Origin of the sequence: Microbulbifer halophilus (assembly GCF_026183675.1) — a bacterium.
Lineage (GTDB): Bacteria > Pseudomonadota > Gammaproteobacteria > Pseudomonadales > Cellvibrionaceae > Microbulbifer > Microbulbifer halophilus.
On the sequence record NZ_JAPIVK010000001.1, the window covers coordinates 15338 to 36135 of the forward strand.

The window sequence follows — 20798 nt, forward strand, 5'->3', positions numbered from 1 at the left end:
TGCATGAAAGTGGTCAAGTAACACCGCTGTCAGGCAAGGTTGGCAATGCCGCTTTTCGAAGCGGCATTTGCTTTCCGCGCTCTGCGACCGTCCGCAACAGCTCTCCACGCCCCACCTACCCTCTCGATATCGCCCCGCAGCAGGTGCTGGTCTGCACCGAAACCCTGGCCAGAAAAGACCTTTCCCGATAGCATTGGCGGCCCCGACCGCTGCACACACCGCCCTGCAGCGAAACCCGTTTCGCAATAGCAATAATTCACAACGCCATGACAACAGCCTCTCCGGCACTCAGCCGCTCCGCCGCCATCGCCCAACTGCAGTCCCATCGCGAACAGCACAAGTGGTCGCTGCGCGATCTCTTCGCCACCGCGCCGGACAGGGCACAAGTATTCAGCGCGGAGGCCGCGGGCATCTACCTGGACTACAGCAAGAACCACCTGCGCGAGGACACCCTGGCCCTGCTGCTGGAGCATGCGGAACAGATCGAACTGCCACAGCAGATCGCGGCCCTGTTCGCCGGTACCAATATCAACAACACCGAACACCGCCCCGCCCTGCACACGGCCCTGCGTTTCCAGGGCAAACCGGAAACGGAACACGAGCGTGCAGTAGCTGATTGCCGCGCGCAGATGCGTCGCTTTACCGACAAGGTGCACAGCGGCGAATGGCGCGGTTTCTCCGGCCAGCGGATAAAACATATCGTCAATATCGGTATTGGTGGCTCCGACCTGGGACCGCGCATGGTAGTCGAGGCTCTGCATCCCTGGCATGTGGAGGGATTGTCGGTGCACTTTGTGGCCAATATCGACGGTGCCGACCTGAGCGATACCCTGTCGCAACTGCCGGCGGAAAACACCCTGTTTATCGTCGCCTCCAAATCCTTCTCGACCCTGGAGACCCGCCAGAATGCGCTGTCCGCGCGCCGGTGGATACTGGATGCCGGCTGCGCCGAGGGCGAACTGGAGAAACACTTCGTGGCCGTAAGCAGCAATATCGTCGCCGCACAGGATTTCGGTATTGCCGCGGAAAACATTTTCCCGATGTGGAACTGGGTCGGCGGGCGCTATTCTCTCTGGTCCGCCATCGGCCTGCCCATCGCCCTGGCCTGCGGCTTCGATACCTTCGAGGAACTGCTGGCCGGAGCCAACCGCATGGACCGTCACTTCGCCGCCGCACCACTGGCGGAAAACCTGCCGGTGCTGCAGGCGCTGATCCAGTTCTGGTACCGCCAGTGCTGGGACGCCGGCAGCCAGGTAACCCTGCCCTACGCCCAGCGCCTGGCCAAGTTTCCCGCCTGGCTGCAGCAGCTCGATATGGAGAGCCTGGGCAAGGGCGTGGACCGCGAGGGCCAGTCCCTGCACTACCCCAGCGGCGCCGTCATCTGGGGGACCGAGGGCAGCAACGGCCAGCACTCGTTTCACCAGTTGCTGCACCAGGGCACGGATACGATTCCGGCGGACTTTATCGCCATCAGGGAGCCCACTTCGGAACTGGAAGAGCAGCACGAATGGCTATTGGCTTGCTGTATCAGCCAGAGCCAGGCGCTGCTGCGCGGCAAGAGCCTGCACGAGGCGCACGAGGAACTGGAACAGCAGGGCTACACCCACCGCGAGGCCCACGCGTTGGCGCCGCACAAGGCCGTGCCGGGCAACAGGCCCAGCAATACGCTGATCCTGGAAAAACTGGACCCCGGCCACCTGGGTGCCCTGCTGGCGCTGTACGAACACAAGGTGTTCGTACACGGCTGCCTGCTGGGTATCAACCCCTTCGACCAGTGGGGCGTGGAACTGGGCAAGCTGCTGGGGGCGCAGGTGCACGACACCATCGGTGACAAGATCCCCGAAGACTGGGATGGTTCGACCCGCGAACTGTGCCGGCGCCTGCTGCGGTAAAGGTACCAATGCCGCCACTGTCGCGGCTCCATTCAGAAAAAACGGAACCGCGCCGACTGTCCGTCGGTTAACGGGCGGCGACCGCCTCTTCGCCGCCCTCGCCGGTTCCGCGGTGCGGGGCTTCCGGTCGTATTAACAGCGCAACAATCAGCACAGCGGACATGGATGCGGATGCCCATAAGGCCTCAACAGGGATCGCCTCCCAAGCCCCGAAAAAAGCCAACAGCGCATAGAGCGGCACAACAGCGCCCAACCAGGCCAGGTATTCCCAGCGACCGGCCTCCCGCCTGCGCCAACGCCAACCTCCGGCCAAGAACAGCCGACACCAGAGCAACGCCTTTCTCCCCGGGCTGCGGAGATTCCACCAGTACACGCCGAGACTGAACGGAACCAGGAACACGAGGGAAATACTGCACAGTATCAGCAAGTATCTGGGTTCCGGTCGCGGCACGAGCTCCGTACTGTTCCCCAACAGTTGTTCCGCCAGGTAACCGACGCGCACGGCTCTATTGGACAACACCACTACGCCCCGCTTCTGTTCGGGCACAAAACCGACAAAGCTGCGGAATCCCCCGGTGCCACCGTTATGCCAGACAAGTGTTTCTCCCTGCCAGTCATCCACCATCCACGCCAAAGGCACACTGTTTTTTTCATCACCGTCGATACAGAACTTCCACAGCGGGCAGGACTCCGTCATCTGCAGCTCCAGCAACCTGGCGAGGCTCTCGACAGAGGCGGACAGATCGCCCGCCGGTGCATAGGCGCCCATTTCCCATAAGGAGGTGTCCAACCCGTTCCGCCGATGCCCATGGAGCAGGCGCTCCTCAACGGATTCATCGTCGAGATGGATATCCGTGAGGCCCCGCGGCAACAGTACCCTTTCCTGCAGCAGGGGCCAGTAGTCCTCCCCGGCCCGCTCGGCGAGCAATTGGCCCAGCAACGCCACTCCCAGATTGGAGTAGGCAAAATCGCCGCGGCCACTGATCTTCACCGACTCCAGAGCTCCGTACAAATCCTCCCGATGCAGACCGGAATAGGGATTAGTCCTGTGGAGGATAATATGCAGTAACGATGCAGGGTCGGAAGGCAGGCGCGGCAGGCCGGAAGTGTGCTGCGAGAGTTCCAGCAGGGTGATGGAGCTGACCGGTTCCGGCAATTGCCGCGTCGGCACTATTTCTCCCACCGTCGTATCCAGGGTCACCTCCCCCCGTCCCACCATATCCGCCAGCAGCAGGGAGGTGAATATCTTGGTGACCGAGCCTATTTCAAACAGGCTGTCACCCTCGGGCAGGGGCTCGCCCGTATCCGCGTAGCGGTACAATTGCCGCTGCGGTCCATCGGCCTCCAGATCTATCACCATCGTCACCATCGATGTCCCCGGAGCAAGCTCTTGCACATGCTCGCGCAGCAGGGCCTCCGGATTCTCCCGAGGTTCGGCCGCACCGAACAGAGGGAGCAAAGCCAACAACAATCCAAACAGAAATCCCGGTATTCGACGCATAGTATCCGTCCTCGCAACGAAATGAATTGAAAATCAGCCCCCGGTGGCGGCAGCCAGAATGGTCAGCAGCGGCACCACGCGTTCGCCGGGCACACCGTAGACGCCGCGCCGCTGTGGCTGAATCCAGCCACCGCTCTCAAGCACCTTGAGGTGGTGGTACAACTGGCCGCGGGTGCCGAGTTGCGGCAGGGCAGCCAGGGAGGCGATATCCGAATGCCCCTCCAGCACACTGTGCAATATCGCCAGGCGCACCGGATGGCCCAGTGCTTCCAGTGGCGCCGCCGCTTCGCTCCAGTCCGCCGCCAGGCGCTGTTCGACAGCCTCCCCCCACTGCCACTCGTAGTGCCTGCCATCGGGCAGGTCCACGGTGCCGCCGAAGGCGACTGCACCCGGTGTCTCCACCCGTTTCCGCAGCGCTGCCAACAGCCAGAAGCGGGGATCGCCCCCGTCCGCTGACAGGCCATCCTCTCCTTCCGACCTGTTACCACCGGCCTCAAGCAACGCTACCCGGTGCTGCAAAGCCTGTAATTCCAACCAAATTGATTTTTCATCCATACTTTGTACGTTATTTCGTATTTTTATAGGTGTCAAGAGGCCTGCCGGCCATATGGCATCTATCGGGGAAATGAAGTGGGGAGAGGAAGCTAGTGGTTCATGCGGTAAATTCGGTGACTCTAGCTCACAGCCACAGGTTCCAGGGCAAGGCGAAAAAGCGCAGGACTAGCAGCGCTAATTCAAGCTTTTTCAACGCAGCACTGGGGCCTGTGGCGAAGAGATAGTGTTACTGAATTTACCGCATGGACCGCTAGTGGGCTGTACGCAAAATCCGGCAACTGATCACTTCGCCACGGCCCTCAGGGCCGCGTTGAAAACGATCGTCAAAGCCGTTTTCAAGCCGCGTCAGGCAGGCTGTCTTTCAACACAACAACCTGCCAGGCCAGAGAACAGACGGATCGGGCTGTGCCGGCAGTGGCCTGTTGGAGTGGCACAGGTCAGACACACCCCGGCACCGCCACTGAACCGTCAGGATTTACCTGACGCCATTTTTTCCATTATCGGCTGGATCAGGTCCATCGGCAGCGGGAAGACGATGGTGGAATTCTTCTCGCCGGCGATATCGATCAGTGTCTGCATATAGCGCAGGGTGATGGCGTTGGAATTCTGCGACAACTCGTTGGCGGCCTCGGTGAGCTTCTTCGCCGCCTGGGCCTCGCCGTCGGCGTGGATCACCTTGGCGCGCCGGGAGCGCTCCGCCTCCGCCTGTTTGGCGATGGCGCGGATCATGCTCTCGTCCAGGTCCACATGCTTGATCTCGACGTTAGTGACCTTTACGCCCCAGGCGTCGGTCTGTTCGTCGAGTATTTTCTGGATATCGACATTGAGCTTGTCGCGCTCCGACAGCATTTCGTCCAGCTCGTGCTTGCCCAGCACCGAACGCAACGTGGTCTGGGAAAGCTGGCTGACTGCCTCGTGGTAGTTTTCCACATTGATGATCGCCGACTGCGGATCGATGACCCGGAAATAGACGACGGCATTGACCTTGACCGATACGTTATCCTGGCTGATCACATCCTGGGTGGGCACATCCATCACCACGGTGCGCAGGTCCACCCGCTCCATGGTCTGGATCACCGGAATGATGATGATCAGACCCGGTCCCTTGACCGACTGGAAGCGACCGAGGAAAAACACCACTGCGCGCTCGTATTCGCGCAGGATGCGAATCGCGTACATGACCAGCAGCACCAGTGCCGCGAGCAGCAATCCCATAAAGTAGCTGAACATAAGGTTCTCCCTTTCTAGTTGTTCTCATCTTCCACAGGCGACTGTGGGAGCCCGGCTGCAGGCAAAATCGCGGGCAGAGCCCGCTCCGGCATCACCCACTGGTTGTTGGAGTTAACTCAGGCCAATCTACGCCTGCTACCCGGAGTCACTGGAAGGCTCAACCTTCAGGCGCAGGCCGTGCTGTTCCGTCACTGTTACCCGGTCGCCCGGCGCCACCGACACATCGCAGGTGGCGCGCCAGATTTCGCCGCCCACGTGCACCAGTACTACATCGCCCTGTATCTCGCTGACGGTCGCGCTGCGGCCCACCAGTGCCTGGTCAGCCGGTATCCGCGGCTGGCGCACGCTCTTGCCCACGGCCAGCAGAATACCCAGTACCGCCAGACCGCTGACACCGGCGATGGCACCGATCAATCCGCGGGATACCTGCATACCGGGCACATCGGTGTCGATCAGCATCACCGAGCCGATCACCAGCGCGATGACACCGCCGATCCCCAGGGCGCCGAAACTGGGCATAAACAGTTCCGCCACTATCAACAGGGCGCCCACTATGATCAGCGCCAGGCCGGCGTAGTTGATCGGCAGCACCTGCAGCGCGTAGAAAGCCAGCAACAGGCAGATGACACCGACAATGCCGGGCACCATGGCGCCGGGGTTGTACCCTTCGAAGATGAGCCCATAGATACCGATCAGCAACAGGATATAGGCGATCTGCGGATTGGTGATCAGGGCGAGGATCTCGTTGCGCCAGTCCGGTTCGTAGGTCTGTACCGGCAGTTCGGCGATGCGCTCATCGACGGTCGCCTCGCCGGTATCCAGCACCACTTCGCGGCCGGCGACCTGCTCCAGCAGGTCCTCGCGGTTGTCGGCGACGATATCGATCACATTCTGTTCCAGCGCCTCGCCGGCGGTCAGCGTGGCCGCCTCGCGCACCGCTTTTTCCGCCCAGTCGGCATTGCGGCCGTGGCGGTTGGCAAGGCCGCGGATAAAGGCCACGGCGTCGTTGGTGACCTTGCGTTCCATGGCGGTGCCCGGTTTCGACGCGTCGTCCTTCTCTTCCCCGCTTTCTTTCTCTTTCCCCTCTGCGGGCTTTTCCTCCGATTCACCGCCCCCCTGCTGCGGTTGCTCGCCGGGTGGCTGCTGCCCCGGCACGCCGCCCATCTGCACCGGCGTGGCGGCACCCAGGGTGGTAGACGGCGTCATGGCGGCGATCTGGCTGGCGTAGAGGATGTAGGTGCCGGCGCTGGCGGCGCGGGCACCGGCGGGGTTTACATAGGTGGTGACGGGGATATCGGAAGCGAGGATATGCTTGATGATATCGCGGGTGGCGGCATCCAGGCCGCCGGGGGTGTCCATCCGGATCAGGAACAGCTCCGCACCATCTCCCTGAGCCTCTTCCATGGCGCGCACCAAGTAGTCGGTGGTAGCGGGACCGATGGGCCCCTCGATGGAAAACTCGGCCACATGGGGCCGCTGGGCCGGCTGGGCAAACGCCAGGGAAAACAGCGCGGCCAACAGCAGGGCCGCCGCAAGTCGCCAGCGGCTCGGGCGTACCTCATCTGAAATCCGGTTCAGCATGGCTCCAGTCCTGGAAGCGGAAATGGCAGTTACTGGAGACTAACAGAAAATACCGCAGGGGGCGCAAGAATGGGACCGGGCATGGTGATCGGCAGCGGGCCTGCAGCCCGCAAGCCGAGCTGGAGCTCCCGGCTACACCGGATTGCGGCGGCTGTACCAGCGCACCTCGTGGGAGTACTGATCCACCTTGCGCTCCACTCCCAGCAACAGCGCGAACAGGGCCATGCGCACCAGCAGGCCGTTATCGGTCTGGCGAAAGATGGCGAGACTGGGGTGTTCGTTCAGGTCGGTGTCCAGCTCGTTGGCCTCGGCGCGGGAGTCCCGCGGCAGCGGGTGCATGATCACCGTGTTGGGCTGGGCGTGGCGGGTGAAGATCTCGCGGTTCAGGCGGAAGCGACCGCGGTAGAGATTGGCCTCCTCCTGGGAGGCGAAGCGCTCCTCCTGGATGCGGGTGGAGTAGACGATATCCACATCCGAGATCGACTGCTCCAGCTTGTCGGAGACACTCACCCGGTGGCCCGCCTCGCGCAGCTGCTCTGTCACGGCCTCGGGCATCGCCAGCTCCGGCGGTGACACCAGCACTATCTGCACCCGTTCGAAGAGGCACAGGAGCTTGCACAGCGAGTGCACGGTGCGGCCGTATCTCAGGTCGCCGATCATGGCGATGCGGAAATCGTCCAGGGCGCGACCATGTGCCTCCAGCTCCCTGCGGATGGTGTAGAGGTCCAGCAACGCCTGGGTGGGGTGTTCGTTGGCACCGTCTCCGCCGTTGACCACCGGCACCCGGCTGGCGGCGGCGAATTCGGCCACGGAGCCGGCCTGCGGGTGGCGCATACAGATGACGTCGCTGTAGCCGGACAGGACCCGCGCCGTGTCGTACAGGGATTCTCCCTTGGCCATGGCGCTGGCGGTGATGCCCACTGTCTCGCGCACGGTGCCGCCCAGCAGGTCGAAGGCGGAACCGAAGCTCAGCCGCGTGCGGGTGCTGGGTTCGAGAAACATATTGCCGAGGATGGCCCCCTCCAGCACGCGGGTGACTTTTTCCCGCCGCGCGTAGGGGGTCATGGTGTCCGCCACATCGAAGATACGCTCGATATCGCCGCGCTCGAACTGGCTGACGGAAAGGATATTGGCTCCGATAAAGTCCATTGCTGCTCCGTTGAGTGCGCCTTGTGGGCGCGTGTCTTTACCGGGGGCGTATTCTACTCGGGTGGTGACGGGGAGGACAGCGTGGTGGGGCCACCGCGCGCCCTCTCCCCCGGCCCCACTGATTCGCGCCGTCCATGGCGCTCACCCGCTGCGCGGACGCCTTCGGCGTCCAAATTTGCTCCCGGCAAATTTGTCCCGGTGGGAGAGGGGAGCTATGTAAGAAACGCAGGGGACAGATTAATCCATAGAGCTCGTACGGAGCCCGGATCCAGTTCCCTCTCCCACCGGGAGAGGGCTGCCCATCGAGGCCCCGACGTCAGGCCAACAGACTGTCGCCCCAGGCCTCCAACTGATCGAGCAGCGCCACCTTGTCCGGATATTCCTCGCGCAACTCGGCGATCTGTTCGAAATACGGCTCCAGGGTAATACTGGCACCGGCAGACGGATCGGTCAGGCGGCAATAGCGCCACTCCTGCCAGCGCTGCTGTTCGTCGGCGGACAGGGTCTCGGGGAAATTGCGGGCGCGCAGGCGGAACAGCAGTTCCGGCAGGCGTTTATCGGCAAAGGGCACCTCGCCGGCCAACGCCTTCGGGCCGCGCTCGGCCAGTGTCCGGTGCAGCCCGCGGCAGAGATCCCGGTCGGCGTCGTTGAGGAAGCCGTCGTAGAGGCTCGCCTCCACGTCCCGGGGCGGGAATGCGTTGTCCAGGTAAACCCGGTGCAGCTTGTCGGTCAGGTCCAGCGGCTGCAGCCGCTGCCAGTTGGCCTCGCAGGCGGCCTTGTCGATGCCCAGCTCGGCCGCGCGCTGGTCGTCGAGCATATTGGCCGGCACCAGCACCGGGCACTTGTTCAGGTGGATCAGCTTCAGCCCCGCCGGCAGCTCGCCCTCCCCCAGTTGGTCGCGGGCGGTGTAGAGGCGCTCGCGCAGGGCATCGGCGTCCAGGTCGAGTACCGACTGCGGGTCCATCGCCAGGTTGATCGCGATCACCGCATTGCGGTTGAACGGGTGGCTGGCCAGGGGCATGACATAGGTCAGGTGGCCCTGTGACGCCGGCACCTTGCCGGAAATATGCAACAGCGGTTTGCGATTGCGGAGGTCGATCAGCTTGCCCGCCTCCCGCTTGCGCCTCAGGCGGTAGACGTAATCGTAGAGTTTCGGCTGCCGGCTGCGCACCAGCTTTGCCACATCGATGGTGGCGCGCACATCCGACAGGGCGTCGTGGGCGCCCTCGTGGGCGATACCGTTGGCGGCGGTCAGGTCCTCCAGGCGGAAAGAAGGCGCACCGCCCTCTTTCTCCGGCCAGTGGATACCCTGCGGGCGCAGCGCGTAGGTCAGGCGCACCATGTCGATGATATCCCAGCGGCTGTTGCCGGAGCGCCATTCCCGCTCGTAGGGATCCAGCAGGTTGCGGTAGAGGGTGTGGCGGGTCACCTCGTCGTCGAAGCGCAGGCTGTTGTAGCCGACCCCGCAGGTACCCGGCGCGCCCAGTTCGGCGAGAATCCGGCGGATAAACTCGATTTCCGGCACGCCTTCCGCCTGTGCTTTCTGCGGACTGATACCGGTGACCAGGCTGGCCATCGGCTGAGGCAGGCAGTCGGCCGGCGGTCGGCAGTAGAGCATCAGCGGCTCGCCGACGATATTCAGGTCCTCGTCGGTGCGGATGCCGGCGAACTGCGACGGTTTGTCGGCAGCGGGGTTGGTGCCCCAGGTTTCGTAGTCGTGCCAGTAGAGGGTATTTGCGCTCAAACCTGTCTCCTTTGTCTGGGCCCATCATATCATCGGGGCCGAGGCGTCTCAGCCGGGATCAACGGTGCGCACGGCGCAGCCTACCCAACTGGACAAATCCACCGTCGCGGCGGACCATTGCCGAACACCCCCACAGAAGGAAAAACGACATGGCAGTCAACCCCGTTCCCGACGGCTACCACAGCGTCACCCCCTACCTGTGCATCAACGGCGCCGCGGGCGCGATCGAGTTTTATCAGCGCGCCTTTGGGGCCGAGGAGCTCTTCCGCTTCCCGATGCCGGACGGCAGTATCGGCCACGCGGAGATACAGATCGGCGACACCCGCATCTCGCTGGCGGACGATCACCCCGAGGGCGGCCTGCTGAGCCCACAGGGCAGCTCATCCGTGGGCCTGCTGCTCTATGTGGAGGACGTGGACTCGGTCTTCGCCCGGGCCGTGGAGGCCGGGGCCACCGTCAGGCGGCCGCTGAAAGACCAGTTCTACGGCGATCGCATGGGCACCCTGGAGGATCCCTTCGGCCATGTCTGGTTCCTCGCCACCCATATCGAGGATGTCCCGGAAGACGAACTGCAAAAGCGCGCCGCCGAACTCTCCTGACTCCCCGACCACGGACTGTTCATCGACAGCCGCCGAAAACCGGGCGGCCGGTTGCAAAGCCGGCCGCTCCCATTAAAATCCCGCGTTTCCCCACGGATCACAACAGCAGTCCCTCCTATGAATATTCGCCAGCTCCTCTCCGACAAATTCCAGGCCGCGATGCTCGCCGCCGGTATTCCCGAAGACTGCGGCCCCATCGTGGCCCCGGCCAAGAAGGCCGGTTTCGGTGACTACCAGGCCAACGGCGCCATGGGCGCGGCCAAGCGCATGGGCACCAACCCGCGCGAGCTGGCAGCGAAGATCCTGGAGCAACTGGACGGGGGCGAAATGATCGAGAAGGTCGAAGTCGCCGGCCCTGGCTTCATGAATATCCACCTGAACGGGTCCTGGCTGGCCGGGCAACTGGCTGCGGCAGAGAAAGACGAGCGACTGAACATCGCCCCGGTGGAGAAACCCCAGACCATCGTGATCGACTACTCGCACCCCAACCTGGCCAAGGAGATGCACGTCGGCCACCTGCGCTCCACCATCATCGGCGATGCCCTGGCGCGCCTGCTGGAGTTCCGGGGCCATAAGGTGATCCGCCAGAACCATATGGGCGACTGGGGCACCCAGTTCGGCATGCTGCTGGCGCACCTGTCGGACAAGCTGGAGAACAACGATGCGGGCGCCGCCAGCGACCAAAAAGCCAGAGTCGCTCTCGCCGACCTCGAAATCTTCTACCGCGAAGCCAAGGTGCGCTTCGATGAGGAACAGGGATTCGACGACCGCGCGCGCGAATACGTGGTGAAACTGCAGGGCGGCGACCCGGAGTGTCTGAAACTCTGGCAGCAGTTTATCGATATCTCCATCAGCCACAGCGAAGAGATCTACGACAAGCTCAACGTCACCCTGCAGCGCGGCGACGTCTACGGCGAGAGCGAGTACAACGACGACCTGCCGGTGCTGGTGAAAGAGCTGCTGGACCGCGGCATTGCCGTGGAAGACCAGGGCGCCGTGGTGGTGTTCCTGGAGGAAATGGCGGACAAGGAGGGGAACCCCAGCCCGATGATCATCCGGAAGCGCGGCGGCGGCTACCTCTACTCCACCACCGACCTGGCCGCAATCCGCTACCGCGCCAACCAGCTGAATGCCGACCGCATCCTCTACGTGGTGGACGCGCGACAGTCCCTGCACCTGCAGCAGGCCTTCACCGCCTCGCGCAAGGCCGGTTTCCTGTCGGAATCCGTGAGCCTCGAACACTGCGCCTTCGGCACCATGATGGGCGACGACGGCAAACCCTTCAAAACCCGCAGCGGCGGCACGGTAAAACTGTCGGCGCTGCTGGACGAGGCCATCGAGCGCGCACAGAAACTGGTGGCGGACAAAAACCCGGAACTGAGCGCCGACGAGTGCGCCCAGATCGGCCGCGCGGTGGGTATCGGCGCGGTGAAATACGCCGACCTGAGCAAGACCCGCACCAACGACTATGTATTCAACTGGGATGCGATGCTCAGCTTCGAGGGCAACACCGCCCCCTACCTGCAGTATGCCTACACCCGCGTGCGCAGCATCTTCCGCCGCGCCGGCGCAGAGCCCGAGGAACTCACCGGCGAAATCCGGCTGGACACGGCCGAGGAGCGCGCCCTGGCGATCAGGCTCTGCCAGTTTGGCGAAATCCTGGAACAGGTGGAGAAAGACACCTTCCCGCACGCACTCTGCGGCTACCTTTACGACCTGGCCAGCGGCTATATGGCCTTTTACGAGGCCTGCCCGGTGTTGAAGGAGGGCGTCAGCGAGGAGCTGCGCAGCAGTCGCTTGCAGCTGTGCGATCTGGTAGCACGTACCATCGCCACCGGCCTGGGCCTGCTGGGTATCGAGGTACTGGAGAAGATGTAACCCGGGAGCGCGGAGCTCCAGGCCTATGGTGCGCACAGCGCACCCTGCAACCCGGACTTGCAACTCAAGTTTCGGAGTTGGAGGGGCGCCTCAGGCAATTTCCACCGGCGGTGAAAACGCAGGCGGGAGACTGGCCACCCACGACTCCAGCCCGGAAAGTTCGCGCCCGCGGGAGACGTCCCCGGCCAGGGCCCGGCCGAGCAGCTGCCGGGCGCTGGCGAGCTGTCCGTCCCGCATGATCCACAATTCCGAATACCAGGCCAGGGGGGTGCACTCTTCCTGTGGCGCGTCGACCACAGCCTTTTGTGTCAGGGCCGGGATGCCGGCCTTTTCCAGTAGGTTACAGAGATGACTCACTAACAGTTGGTCACTGGCGATAAAGATCCTTTGCGCCATGGTGAAAATTTTCCGCAATCCTTGCCAAACAGCATTTCGATTATCCTTGTTCTTCCGTCCCTCAGCGCCCGAAAACACTGCGGGTATTGGTAAAAATAGTCCAGCGGCGCCAATAGCGCGACGCCGACTCCCTGGTTGGGGTCTCGATTGGCGTCAGGCGCGCTGATCGGCGCCGGCGACCACTTCCAGTTTTTTCATTTCCCCGCTGCCCGGGCTCGCCTGCTCAATGCCCGGAAGCTCCACCGAGTACAACTGATAGTTGTTCTTGCCGCGGAACTTGGCGTGGTACATGGCGACATCGGCCTTCTGCAATACCGCTTCCAGGGTCTTGCCGTGCTCGGGAATGGCGACGATGCCGATACTCAGCGTCACCCGTACCAGCTCATCGCCGATACGCACCGGCTCGGCGACGATACTCAGCATTTTCTCCGCCAGTGCCCGGTAGGTGCCATCACCCGACAGCGAGCGCACAAACACACAGAACTCGTCGCCCCCCAGGCGCGCGACGATGTCGCCGAATCGCATCACGCTCACCAGCCGCTGGGCCACCACCCGGAGCAGGTCATCGCCGCCCTGGTGGCCGAGGGAATCATTGACCTGCTTGAAATCATCCAGGTCGACAAAGAACAGGTAGCCGACACCGTTATCGCAATCGCCGCCGTGTAGATACTTTTTCAGTTCCTCGACGATATTGTGGCGGTTGGCCAGCCCGGTGAGCGTGTCGTACATGGCGATGCGTTCCAGCTCCGCGGTGTTCTGGGAAACGATTTCCTTCATCACTTCCAGCTGGTCACAGACCGCCAGGCCGGTGGAGTCGAGCACGTCGATCTCGTCGTAGTGGGAAAGGCGTTTGGACACGGGGTGGATCAGGCTTCGCGCGGCATCGAACTTGCCATCGCTGAGCAGCGGCAGGGCCTCGGCCAGGCGGCGCAGCCGGAAGATCGGCCGCCACAGCATACCGGTGATGGCACTGATAAAAATCAGGGCACCCAGTACCGAAAACAGCAGCAGCAGTTTGAGCGAATCGCCGATATGACCCACCTGATCGGACAGGTCTTCGACGATCACGAACCGGGCACCATCCCCATCCATACGGCTGACCGGAATCGACTTGATATCGAAATGCCTGTTTTCGAACAGGTGACTTTCCGAATAACGTGAATCGGGAATCCGCGGCTGCTCTGCGGCGACCTGGCGCAGCAGCGGCATCAACATCTCCCGGGAAGTCAGGGCGATCACTTCCCGCTGCCAGTTCTCCAGGTAATCGCTGTTGTGAAAGAAGGGGGTATCGCGGGAGGCGGAAAGGATGCCGATATCGGAACCGGTAATCTCTCGGAAACTGGCCAGCTCATCTGCCAGCGAGCGATCCACCTGCAGTACATAGTCGGTGTTGTCATCGCCGATCACCGGCACTGCCAGGCTCTGCACACAGATACGGTTGCAACGTACCCTCTCCAGCGGCTGCCCGCTGATAACCACTTCGCGGACCTGCTCCGGTGTCAGGCGGCGGGTGGACTCCCCCCAGTGAATCGGCGGCTCGCGATCATCGATATACAGTTTGAGGGATTCCAGCCCCCAACTAATCTGCAGGTACTCCCACTGGCGATCGAACAGCTGCCGCAGGATCGAGGGATTGGCCGAGCTGCCGTTGTGCCACAGCACGATCAGGTCGGTGAGCTGGATCAGGTCCTCGCGGGACTGGTTCAGCAGGCCGGAAATCTGGTACTGATAGGTCTGGTAGCGATTGTTGCGGTTCTTCTCCAGCAGGGACTGCAGGCTACCGTTGCCCAGCAAGATAAAGAACAGGCAAATCGCCACTATCAACAGCAGCGAAAAGATACTCGCTTTGACCCTCAAGCTGTGTAACTGCATTTCCCTTTGCAACTCCTTTTTCCCCGGCGCCCGGACGCTTTGGTCCGGGAAAATCCTTCTGCGCAGAGGCTGGTCCGTTCGCCCGATCTTTCTATTGGCTGACAGCAACTGGGTACAACCGCCTGTTCCGCGGGCGCTCGCTCAGGCAGCCGGTGACACCGGACGGTCGCTGGCCACGACAGACATCTGCAACTCGCCCCCCGGCTCGGCCGGAGCCAACGGCGAACAGCGACAATGTCAGTATCGGGGAGACTGGACAGGCGCTACACAATCCCGCCCCCTTCCGGTGTTATCCCTTATTTCCTGGAGCGCGGACACCGCTCGCCCGCGGAGGCGCACTGGAACATTTCCCGCTGTCGCTAATCGTCCACCACAGCGGGCCCGCAGGCGATCGGCGCTACCAGTATGGTTGAAAGCCCCATATGGGCCAGCAGACGGGCCCAAATTGACTAGAATAAAATTGCGCCAGATATCACAAAACAGGATTTCCTTCACAATTCCTGACAGGAAATAGCACAATTCCCGCTAAAAACCGGTCAATTGCCGATAGAGCTTGCTGTTGCTAAGATGCGCGCCGGTCGGGGCCCATGGTCCCGCGCTCGCCAATGGCACCGCGAGCAACAGAGCCCGCCACCCCTCAGGCCGGGCGCCGGCGGCCGGTGTGATACCCGCATTCCTGGTACCACACGAGATCCGGCTATTTTTAACCGCGGATGCATTTCCTCCCTGCGATAACAGGAACGAAGTTTATGACCCAGCCATCTCTTCAGCAGTTGGAACAACACGACGCTTTCATTCATCGCCATATCGGTCCGGACAAGGCCCAGGTCGAGGCGATGCTGACCCGGCTCGGGGTATCCAGCGTCGACGAGCTGATCGAGAAGACCGTGCCCGCCGCCATCCGCAAGAACGATGCGCTGGATCTCGCCGATGCCGTCAACGAAGAAGAGGCGCTGGCAGAACTGAAATCCCTGGCTGCACAGAACACAATTTACCGCACATTCATCGGCATGGGCTACCACGATACGATTACACCCAATGTCATCCTGCGCAATGTGCTGGAAAACCCGGGCTGGTACACCGCCTACACCCCCTACCAACCGGAAATCGCCCAGGGCCGACTGGAAGGCCTGCTGAACTTCCAGCAGATGATCATGGACCTGACCGGCATGGAACTGGCCAACGCCTCCATGCTGGACGAGGCCACTGCCGCTGCAGAAGCCATGGCCATGTGCAAACGCCAGGCGAAGCGCAACAAATCCGGCGTCTTCTTCGTGGATGCGGACAGCCACCCGCAGACCATCGCCGTGGTAAAGACCCGCGCCGAACACTTCGGTTTTGAAATCGTCGTCGGCGATCCGGAAAAAGACCTCCCCGCGGAACTCTTCGGCGCCCTGCTGCAGTATCCCGGCTCCACCGGCGCAGTGCGCGACCTCACCGACATCATCGACCGGGTACACGAGGCCAAGGGCCTGGTGACCGTGGCCGCGGACCTGATGAGCCTGGTGGCGCTGAAGGCGCCGGGCGAAATGGGGGCGGACGTGGTGATCGGCTGCAACCAGCGCTTCGGTATTCCCATGGGTTACGGCGGTCCCCACGCCGGCTTCTTCGCTTTCCGCGAGGCCTACAAGCGCTCCGCGCCGGGCCGCATTATCGGCGTCTCCGTGGACAGCAAGGGCAGGCGCGCACTGCGCATGGCGATGCAGACCCGCGAGCAGCATATCCGCCGCGAAAAGGCCAACTCCAACATCTGTACTTCGCAGGTACTGCTGGCGGTAATGAGCGCCTTTTACGCCTGTTACCACGGCCCGGACGGACTCAGGACCATCGCCGCGCGCATCCAGCGCCTGGCGGACATCCTCGCCACCGGCCTGCAGAAGAAGGGCCTTGCCCTGACCCACGACAACTGGTTCGACACCCTGACCGTCGCCACCGCCGGCAAGCGGGACGAAATCTACCAGCGCGCGCTGGATGCGGAGATCAACCTGCGCAAAGTGGGCGACGACGCCCTGGGTGTGAGCCTGCACGAAACCGCCTCCCTGCAGGATGTTTCCGACATCCTGGATTCCTTCCTGGGCGCGGCGCACGGCCTCGACCTGGCGGCACTGGACAGCGAGATCGCCGCCAAGGGCCCCCAGGGCCTGCCCAAATCCCTGCTGCGCGAGAGCGAGTTCCTGACCCATCCGGTGTTCAACAGCTACCACTCCGAAACGGAAATGCTGCGCTATCTGAAGACGCTGGAGTCGAAGGATATCGCACTGAACCACTCGATGATTCCGCTGGGCTCCTGCACCATGAAGCTGAACGCCACCGCGGAAATGATCCCGGTCACCTGGCCGGAATTCGGCAAGCTGCACCCGTTTGCCCCCGCCGACCAGGCCCGCGGCTACACGGAAATGTTCGAACAACTGCAGCGGATGCTGGCCGCCTGCACCGGCTACGACGCCGTGAGCCTGCAGCCGAATGCCGGCTCCCAGGGCGAATACGCCGGCCTGGTGGCGATCAAGAAGTACTTCGAAGCCAGGGGCGAGACCCAGCGCGATATCTGCCTGATCCCCGCCTCCGCCCACGGCACCAACCCCGCCTCGGCGATGATGGTGAGCATGAAAGTGGTGGTGGTCGCCTGTGACAAGAGCGGCAACGTCGACACCGACGACCTGAAAGCCAAGATCGAAGAGCACGGCGACCGCATCGCCGCGCTGATGGTCACCTACCCCTCCACCCACGGCGTATTCGAGGAAGGGATTCGCGAGATCTGCGACCTGGTGCATGACGCCGGCGGCCAGGTGTACATCGACGGCGCCAACATGAACGCCCTGATCGGTGTGGCCGCACCGGGCCAGTTCGGCGGCGACGTCTCGCACCTGAACCTGCACAAGACCTTCTGCATTCCCCACGGCGGCGGCGGCCCGGGCATGGGTCCCATCGCCGTGGGGGAACACCTGAAGCCCTATCTGGCCGGGCACCCGGTAACCGGGGTACCGGAAACCGATACTGCCAACGGCACCATCTCCGCAGCGCCGTGGGGCTCCGCCAGCATCCTGCCAATCAGCTGGATGTATATCCGCATGATGGGCAGACAGGGCATGAAGAAGGCCACGGAAATGGCGATCCTGAACGCCAACTATGTGGCCAGGTGCCTGAGCGAGGACTATTCACTGCTGTACACCGGCAGCGACGGTTTCATCGCCCACGAGTGCCTGGTGGACCTGCGCCCGCTGAAGGAGGCCAGCGGCATCACCGAGGAGGATATCGCCAAGCGCCTGATGGACTTCGGCTTCCACGCCCCCACCATGTCCTTCCCGGTGGCCGGCACCCTGATGATCGAGCCCACCGAGAGTGAATCCAAGGAAGAACTGGACCGCTTTATCGAGGCCATGGCGATCATCCGCAAGGAGGTGGAAGACGTGGCGGGCGGCAGGTACAGCGTCGAGGACAACCCCCTGCACAATGCACCGCACACGCTGGAAGATGTGATGGCGGAGCAGTGGCCCCACAGCTACTCCCGCGACGTGGCCGCCCGGCCGGCGGCCTGGCTGAAAGAGCACAAGGTGTGGCCCGCATCCAACCGCGTCGACAATGTCTACGGCGACCGCAACCTGATCTGCTCCTGCCCGCCGATCGAGAGTTATATGGAGTGATGTGTGGTTGGTGGTGAGTGGTCAGTGAGCTGGCGACCATCGCACTCTGAAGATGGCAAAAGGCCGGGACAATTCCCGGCCTTTTCGTTTAACAGGCAGAGATCCGGCTTCGCCAACCACTCAAATAGCCAGCGATGCCCGCCGCCGGCGGCGCGCCTGGGTGATCCAGAGGGCGAACATCAACAGTGCCACGCTGATCACAAATATCGACAATCCCAGGTATTCACCGCTCATCGCGCCGGCAAAAGTGGCTTCCTGAATATTGCCCGTGTGCCGGTAGTTGGCTGCAGCCATACCGGTGTAGTGCATGCCGCAGACCGCCATCCCCATGATCAGTGCACTGCCAAACATCTGCCGCTGGCCGCGCATATGGAAGGCCAGCCACAGCGCCGCACAGGAAGCGAGCACACCGATGACCACCGAAATCATCAGGATATTCAGGTCGTAATAGACTTCCGCCGGCATCAGCATGGCCGCCATACCGGTGTAGTGCATTCCCGCTACACCACATCCCATGAAAATCCCCGCCGGCAGTAACTTGTCGACACTGAAAACACCGGAGCCGGCAATGGCCAGGCCGATGGAGCAGGACGCAATGGCGATCAGCGCCGACACCAGGGTGATGAAGGTATCGTAGGCCACCGGCATCGGCATTTCGTAGGCGAGCATGGCGATAAAGTGCATCGCCCAGATCGCACCCCCGCCCATAGCCGTACCGGCCGCCAGAATGGCGTTGCGTTTTTCCCTGCCCGGCCGGGCCTGTGGAATCGCAATGGCCAGTTGCAGAGAGGTGAAAGACCCCAGTACCGATATCAGGTACGACAGAACCACCAGGATCATATTGTATTGAGCGGTCATCGTCGTGCTCCTCTCGATTTGGCTTTCCTGCCATTTTTCCTGGTGGGCCGTGCGCAAAGTCTTATAAAAGCTCGCTGCGTCAAAGCGCCCAGCCCCGCGTTGAGAAAGGTCGAAATAGAACCACTATTCCAGTGCTTTCTCGCCTTGCTCCGGACGCTTTGGCTGTGCCCCTTTGTTACACAAATTCACGCACGGCCCACTAGTTGACTATCTCAAAAACGCAATCTTCAGCTCCCTCGCTGCGGCAATAGATCTCGCGCACGGTAACCTGCCCCCCGACACCGGACTCATCCAATACTCCCCGCAGGAATCCACTGAAGAAATCGCCGGCACGACAGTGGCTGCCGGGCATACACAGAGGGTTGTTTTTTATGCGAAGGGAATTTTCTTTCAGGTCGGTGGACAACAGGTTGCGCAGGGCCGGCAGCGCAATCTGTTTCAACGCGCTGGGCAAATCCAGGCGCCCACCCAGGGCGTAGTCCCTTTTGTAAACCCAGGAGCCCACCCGGCGTCCAGCAAACTCCATACTGGCGGCTTTCTGGCCATCGGGCAGCTTTTCGCGCAGGCCCAAAAGCCGGGGAAAAATCCGTGGGTATTCCCTCGCCAACCCCGGTAGCTCCGCTTCCACCTGCCCCACGGCCGGACCGCTGCTGCCACCTGCCGGCAGGTTGCTTGCCACCCGGGGAGGGCGCCTGGCCGAAGCGGGCCCGGCCACCGACCGGGACGGCTGTGTGGAGTGGGGTGAAACCTGGTGCTCGGACTCGAAACTGAGCACCATCGGATGGGTCCCCAGTCGCTCCTCAAGCTCCAGTAGACGTTCCTCGCGTCCACTGACACGCAACCAGAGTTGAATACCGGTTTCCAGTGTCGACATCCGCTGGCGCAGCAATGTGAAGCCGCTCTGGATGATGACATTTCCCAATCCCCGCAGCAGTCCCTCGCGGCGGTCGGAAAGAACTGTGAATTCGACTTCCATTGTTATCCTTCTGGCAAGTTGGTTTTGTAGTTATCGTTTTTAAACTCCCAGTAACCTCAGCGTATCCATACAGGAGACAAACAATAGTTTCCCGCTCCCTGAACACTGCCCGGCGGCACTTGTGCCTGCCTCCCCTCACTTCAATAGATAGCACCAATTTTTAGGCACACAAGATATTGGCGCCAATAACTTCATTATAAATTCTTTTTGCGAGTGCAATCACATACAAAGACTCATTTAAAAAGTCAGTTTGGACGCTATTGGGATATTCGACTTACAACCAGAAAGGGCATGAGAGCCTGCTGTAAGTCTTCCAGGACCCGATACCTGTGCCGGGAAAGGCTCCGGATTCGCCCGGTTTCAGTTAAACAATCAGAAGGGGCTGGCGAAAAATAGCGGGTCGGTTCGGCGGGGAAAAACTGGGGGCGGGAAAAATGGCAGCGGCGCGAACACCAAATCGCGCCGCCCGAGGGTTACGACCCGCCGCTGCGGCTTGCCCCTTCGCGACACTCGCCGCGCACTTCACCACTCACCGGCGAGACGGTTCGCTCGATCTCGAAGTAGCCTTCCCGGCAGAAACCGGTCTCCATCAGTTTCTGTTTCATCGAGCGATCAAACTGCAGCCGACCGGCGTCCGCGGAAGGTCCCGGACGGCCACCGCCCCGTGCTGTGCCGCGCGATACCCGGCCGCGATTGCCCCCCGCATCGGTATAGGGCGCCGGTATATCCCGCCGCTGCATTTCCAGGGAATAGGTAAACCGCTTGGCGCCGTTGGCCGCAATCTCGGTGTGGAAGGATTCCTTCAGGCCGGGAATCGGCAGGGGCTGGTTGCCGCCGCACGATGCCAGTATAAACGGGAATACCGAAACCATCAGTCGGCCGCCCGGCCGGATGACCGGCTTCATTGTTGCTGTCAAAGCTGCACC

General features: G+C 62.2%; 15 protein-coding genes. 4 read left to right on the top strand and 11 right to left on the bottom strand.

Translation table 11 applies throughout. The features are described from left to right. Positions 1–266: 266 nt before the first annotated feature. Entirely contained in the window at positions 267–1892 is a 1626-nt protein-coding gene (gene pgi, locus OQE62_RS00055) for a glucose-6-phosphate isomerase (protein ID WP_265719934.1), read from the top strand. A gap of 67 nt (positions 1893–1959) precedes the next feature. On the opposite strand, the gene OQE62_RS00060 is transcribed toward pgi, so the two are convergent. The 6 genes from OQE62_RS00060 to sbcB form a co-directional block, all read right to left on the bottom strand. Next, positions 1960–3357 (bottom strand): serine hydrolase domain-containing protein, encoded by a 1398-nt coding sequence (locus tag OQE62_RS00060; RefSeq protein WP_265719935.1) that lies wholly within the window; start codon positions 3355–3357, stop codon positions 1960–1962. 69 nt (positions 3358–3426) lie between these two features. After that, positions 3427–3912: an ArsR/SmtB family transcription factor gene (locus OQE62_RS00065; RefSeq protein ID WP_265719936.1), complete on the bottom strand. Its 486-nt coding sequence runs from the start codon at positions 3910–3912 to the stop codon at positions 3427–3429. A gap of 504 nt (positions 3913–4416) precedes the next feature. After that, positions 4417–5178, bottom strand: a complete 762-nt coding sequence (locus tag OQE62_RS00070) for a slipin family protein (RefSeq protein WP_265719937.1) — start codon at positions 5176–5178, stop codon at positions 4417–4419. 135 nt (positions 5179–5313) lie between these two features. Further along, positions 5314–6759, bottom strand: a complete 1446-nt coding sequence (locus OQE62_RS00075; RefSeq protein WP_265719938.1) for an NfeD family protein — start codon at positions 6757–6759, stop codon at positions 5314–5316. A gap of 132 nt (positions 6760–6891) precedes the next feature. Then, positions 6892–7908, bottom strand: a complete 1017-nt coding sequence (locus OQE62_RS00080) for an aspartate carbamoyltransferase (protein ID WP_265719939.1) — start codon at positions 7906–7908, stop codon at positions 6892–6894. A gap of 316 nt (positions 7909–8224) precedes the next feature. Beyond that, positions 8225–9652, bottom strand: a complete 1428-nt coding sequence (gene sbcB / locus OQE62_RS00085; protein ID WP_265719940.1) for an exodeoxyribonuclease I — start codon at positions 9650–9652, stop codon at positions 8225–8227. 149 nt (positions 9653–9801) lie between these two features. Here sbcB and OQE62_RS00090 point away from each other — a divergent pair, with 149 nt between their 5' ends. Both OQE62_RS00090 and argS read left to right on the top strand, forming a co-directional pair. After that, positions 9802–10251, top strand: a complete 450-nt coding sequence (locus OQE62_RS00090; RefSeq protein WP_265719941.1) for a VOC family protein — start codon at positions 9802–9804, stop codon at positions 10249–10251. Positions 10252–10368: 117 nt separating this feature from the next. Then, positions 10369–12129, top strand: a complete 1761-nt coding sequence (gene argS, locus OQE62_RS00095) for an arginine--tRNA ligase (protein ID WP_265719942.1) — start codon at positions 10369–10371, stop codon at positions 12127–12129. A gap of 90 nt (positions 12130–12219) precedes the next feature. Here argS and OQE62_RS00100 read toward each other — a convergent pair whose 3' ends face one another. Together OQE62_RS00100 and OQE62_RS00105 are read right to left on the bottom strand one after the other, a co-directional pair. Further along, positions 12220–12525: a hypothetical protein gene (locus OQE62_RS00100; protein ID WP_265719943.1), complete on the bottom strand. Its 306-nt coding sequence runs from the start codon at positions 12523–12525 to the stop codon at positions 12220–12222. A gap of 153 nt (positions 12526–12678) precedes the next feature. Continuing rightward, positions 12679–14397 carry a diguanylate cyclase domain-containing protein gene (locus OQE62_RS00105; protein ID WP_265719944.1) on the bottom strand — a complete coding sequence of 573 codons (1719 nt, stop codon included), beginning with the start codon at positions 14395–14397 and terminating at the stop codon, positions 12679–12681. Between the two features lie 749 nt (positions 14398–15146). Here OQE62_RS00105 and gcvP point away from each other — a divergent pair. Continuing rightward, positions 15147–18038, top strand: coding sequence for an aminomethyl-transferring glycine dehydrogenase (gcvP, locus tag OQE62_RS00110; RefSeq protein WP_265719945.1), 2892 nt, complete (start codon positions 15147–15149; stop codon positions 18036–18038). 120 nt (positions 18039–18158) lie between these two features. On the opposite strand, the gene OQE62_RS00115 is transcribed toward gcvP, so the two are convergent. From OQE62_RS00115 to OQE62_RS00125, 3 genes are all read right to left on the bottom strand, one after another. After that, a complete protein-coding gene (locus OQE62_RS00115; RefSeq protein WP_265719946.1) occupies positions 18159–18896 on the bottom strand; it encodes an MHYT domain-containing protein in 738 nt (245 codons plus the stop codon). Positions 18897–19095: 199 nt separating this feature from the next. Continuing rightward, positions 19096–19872 carry a V4R domain-containing protein gene (locus tag OQE62_RS00120; protein ID WP_265719947.1) on the bottom strand — a complete coding sequence of 259 codons (777 nt, stop codon included), beginning with the start codon at positions 19870–19872 and terminating at the stop codon, positions 19096–19098. A 473-nt stretch (positions 19873–20345) separates the two neighbouring features. Beyond that, the gene (locus tag OQE62_RS00125; RefSeq protein ID WP_265719948.1) at positions 20346–20789 is read right to left on the bottom strand and encodes a hypothetical protein; all 444 of its coding nucleotides are present in this window, start codon (positions 20787–20789) and stop codon (positions 20346–20348) included. Between the last annotated feature and the right edge of the window lie 9 nt (positions 20790–20798).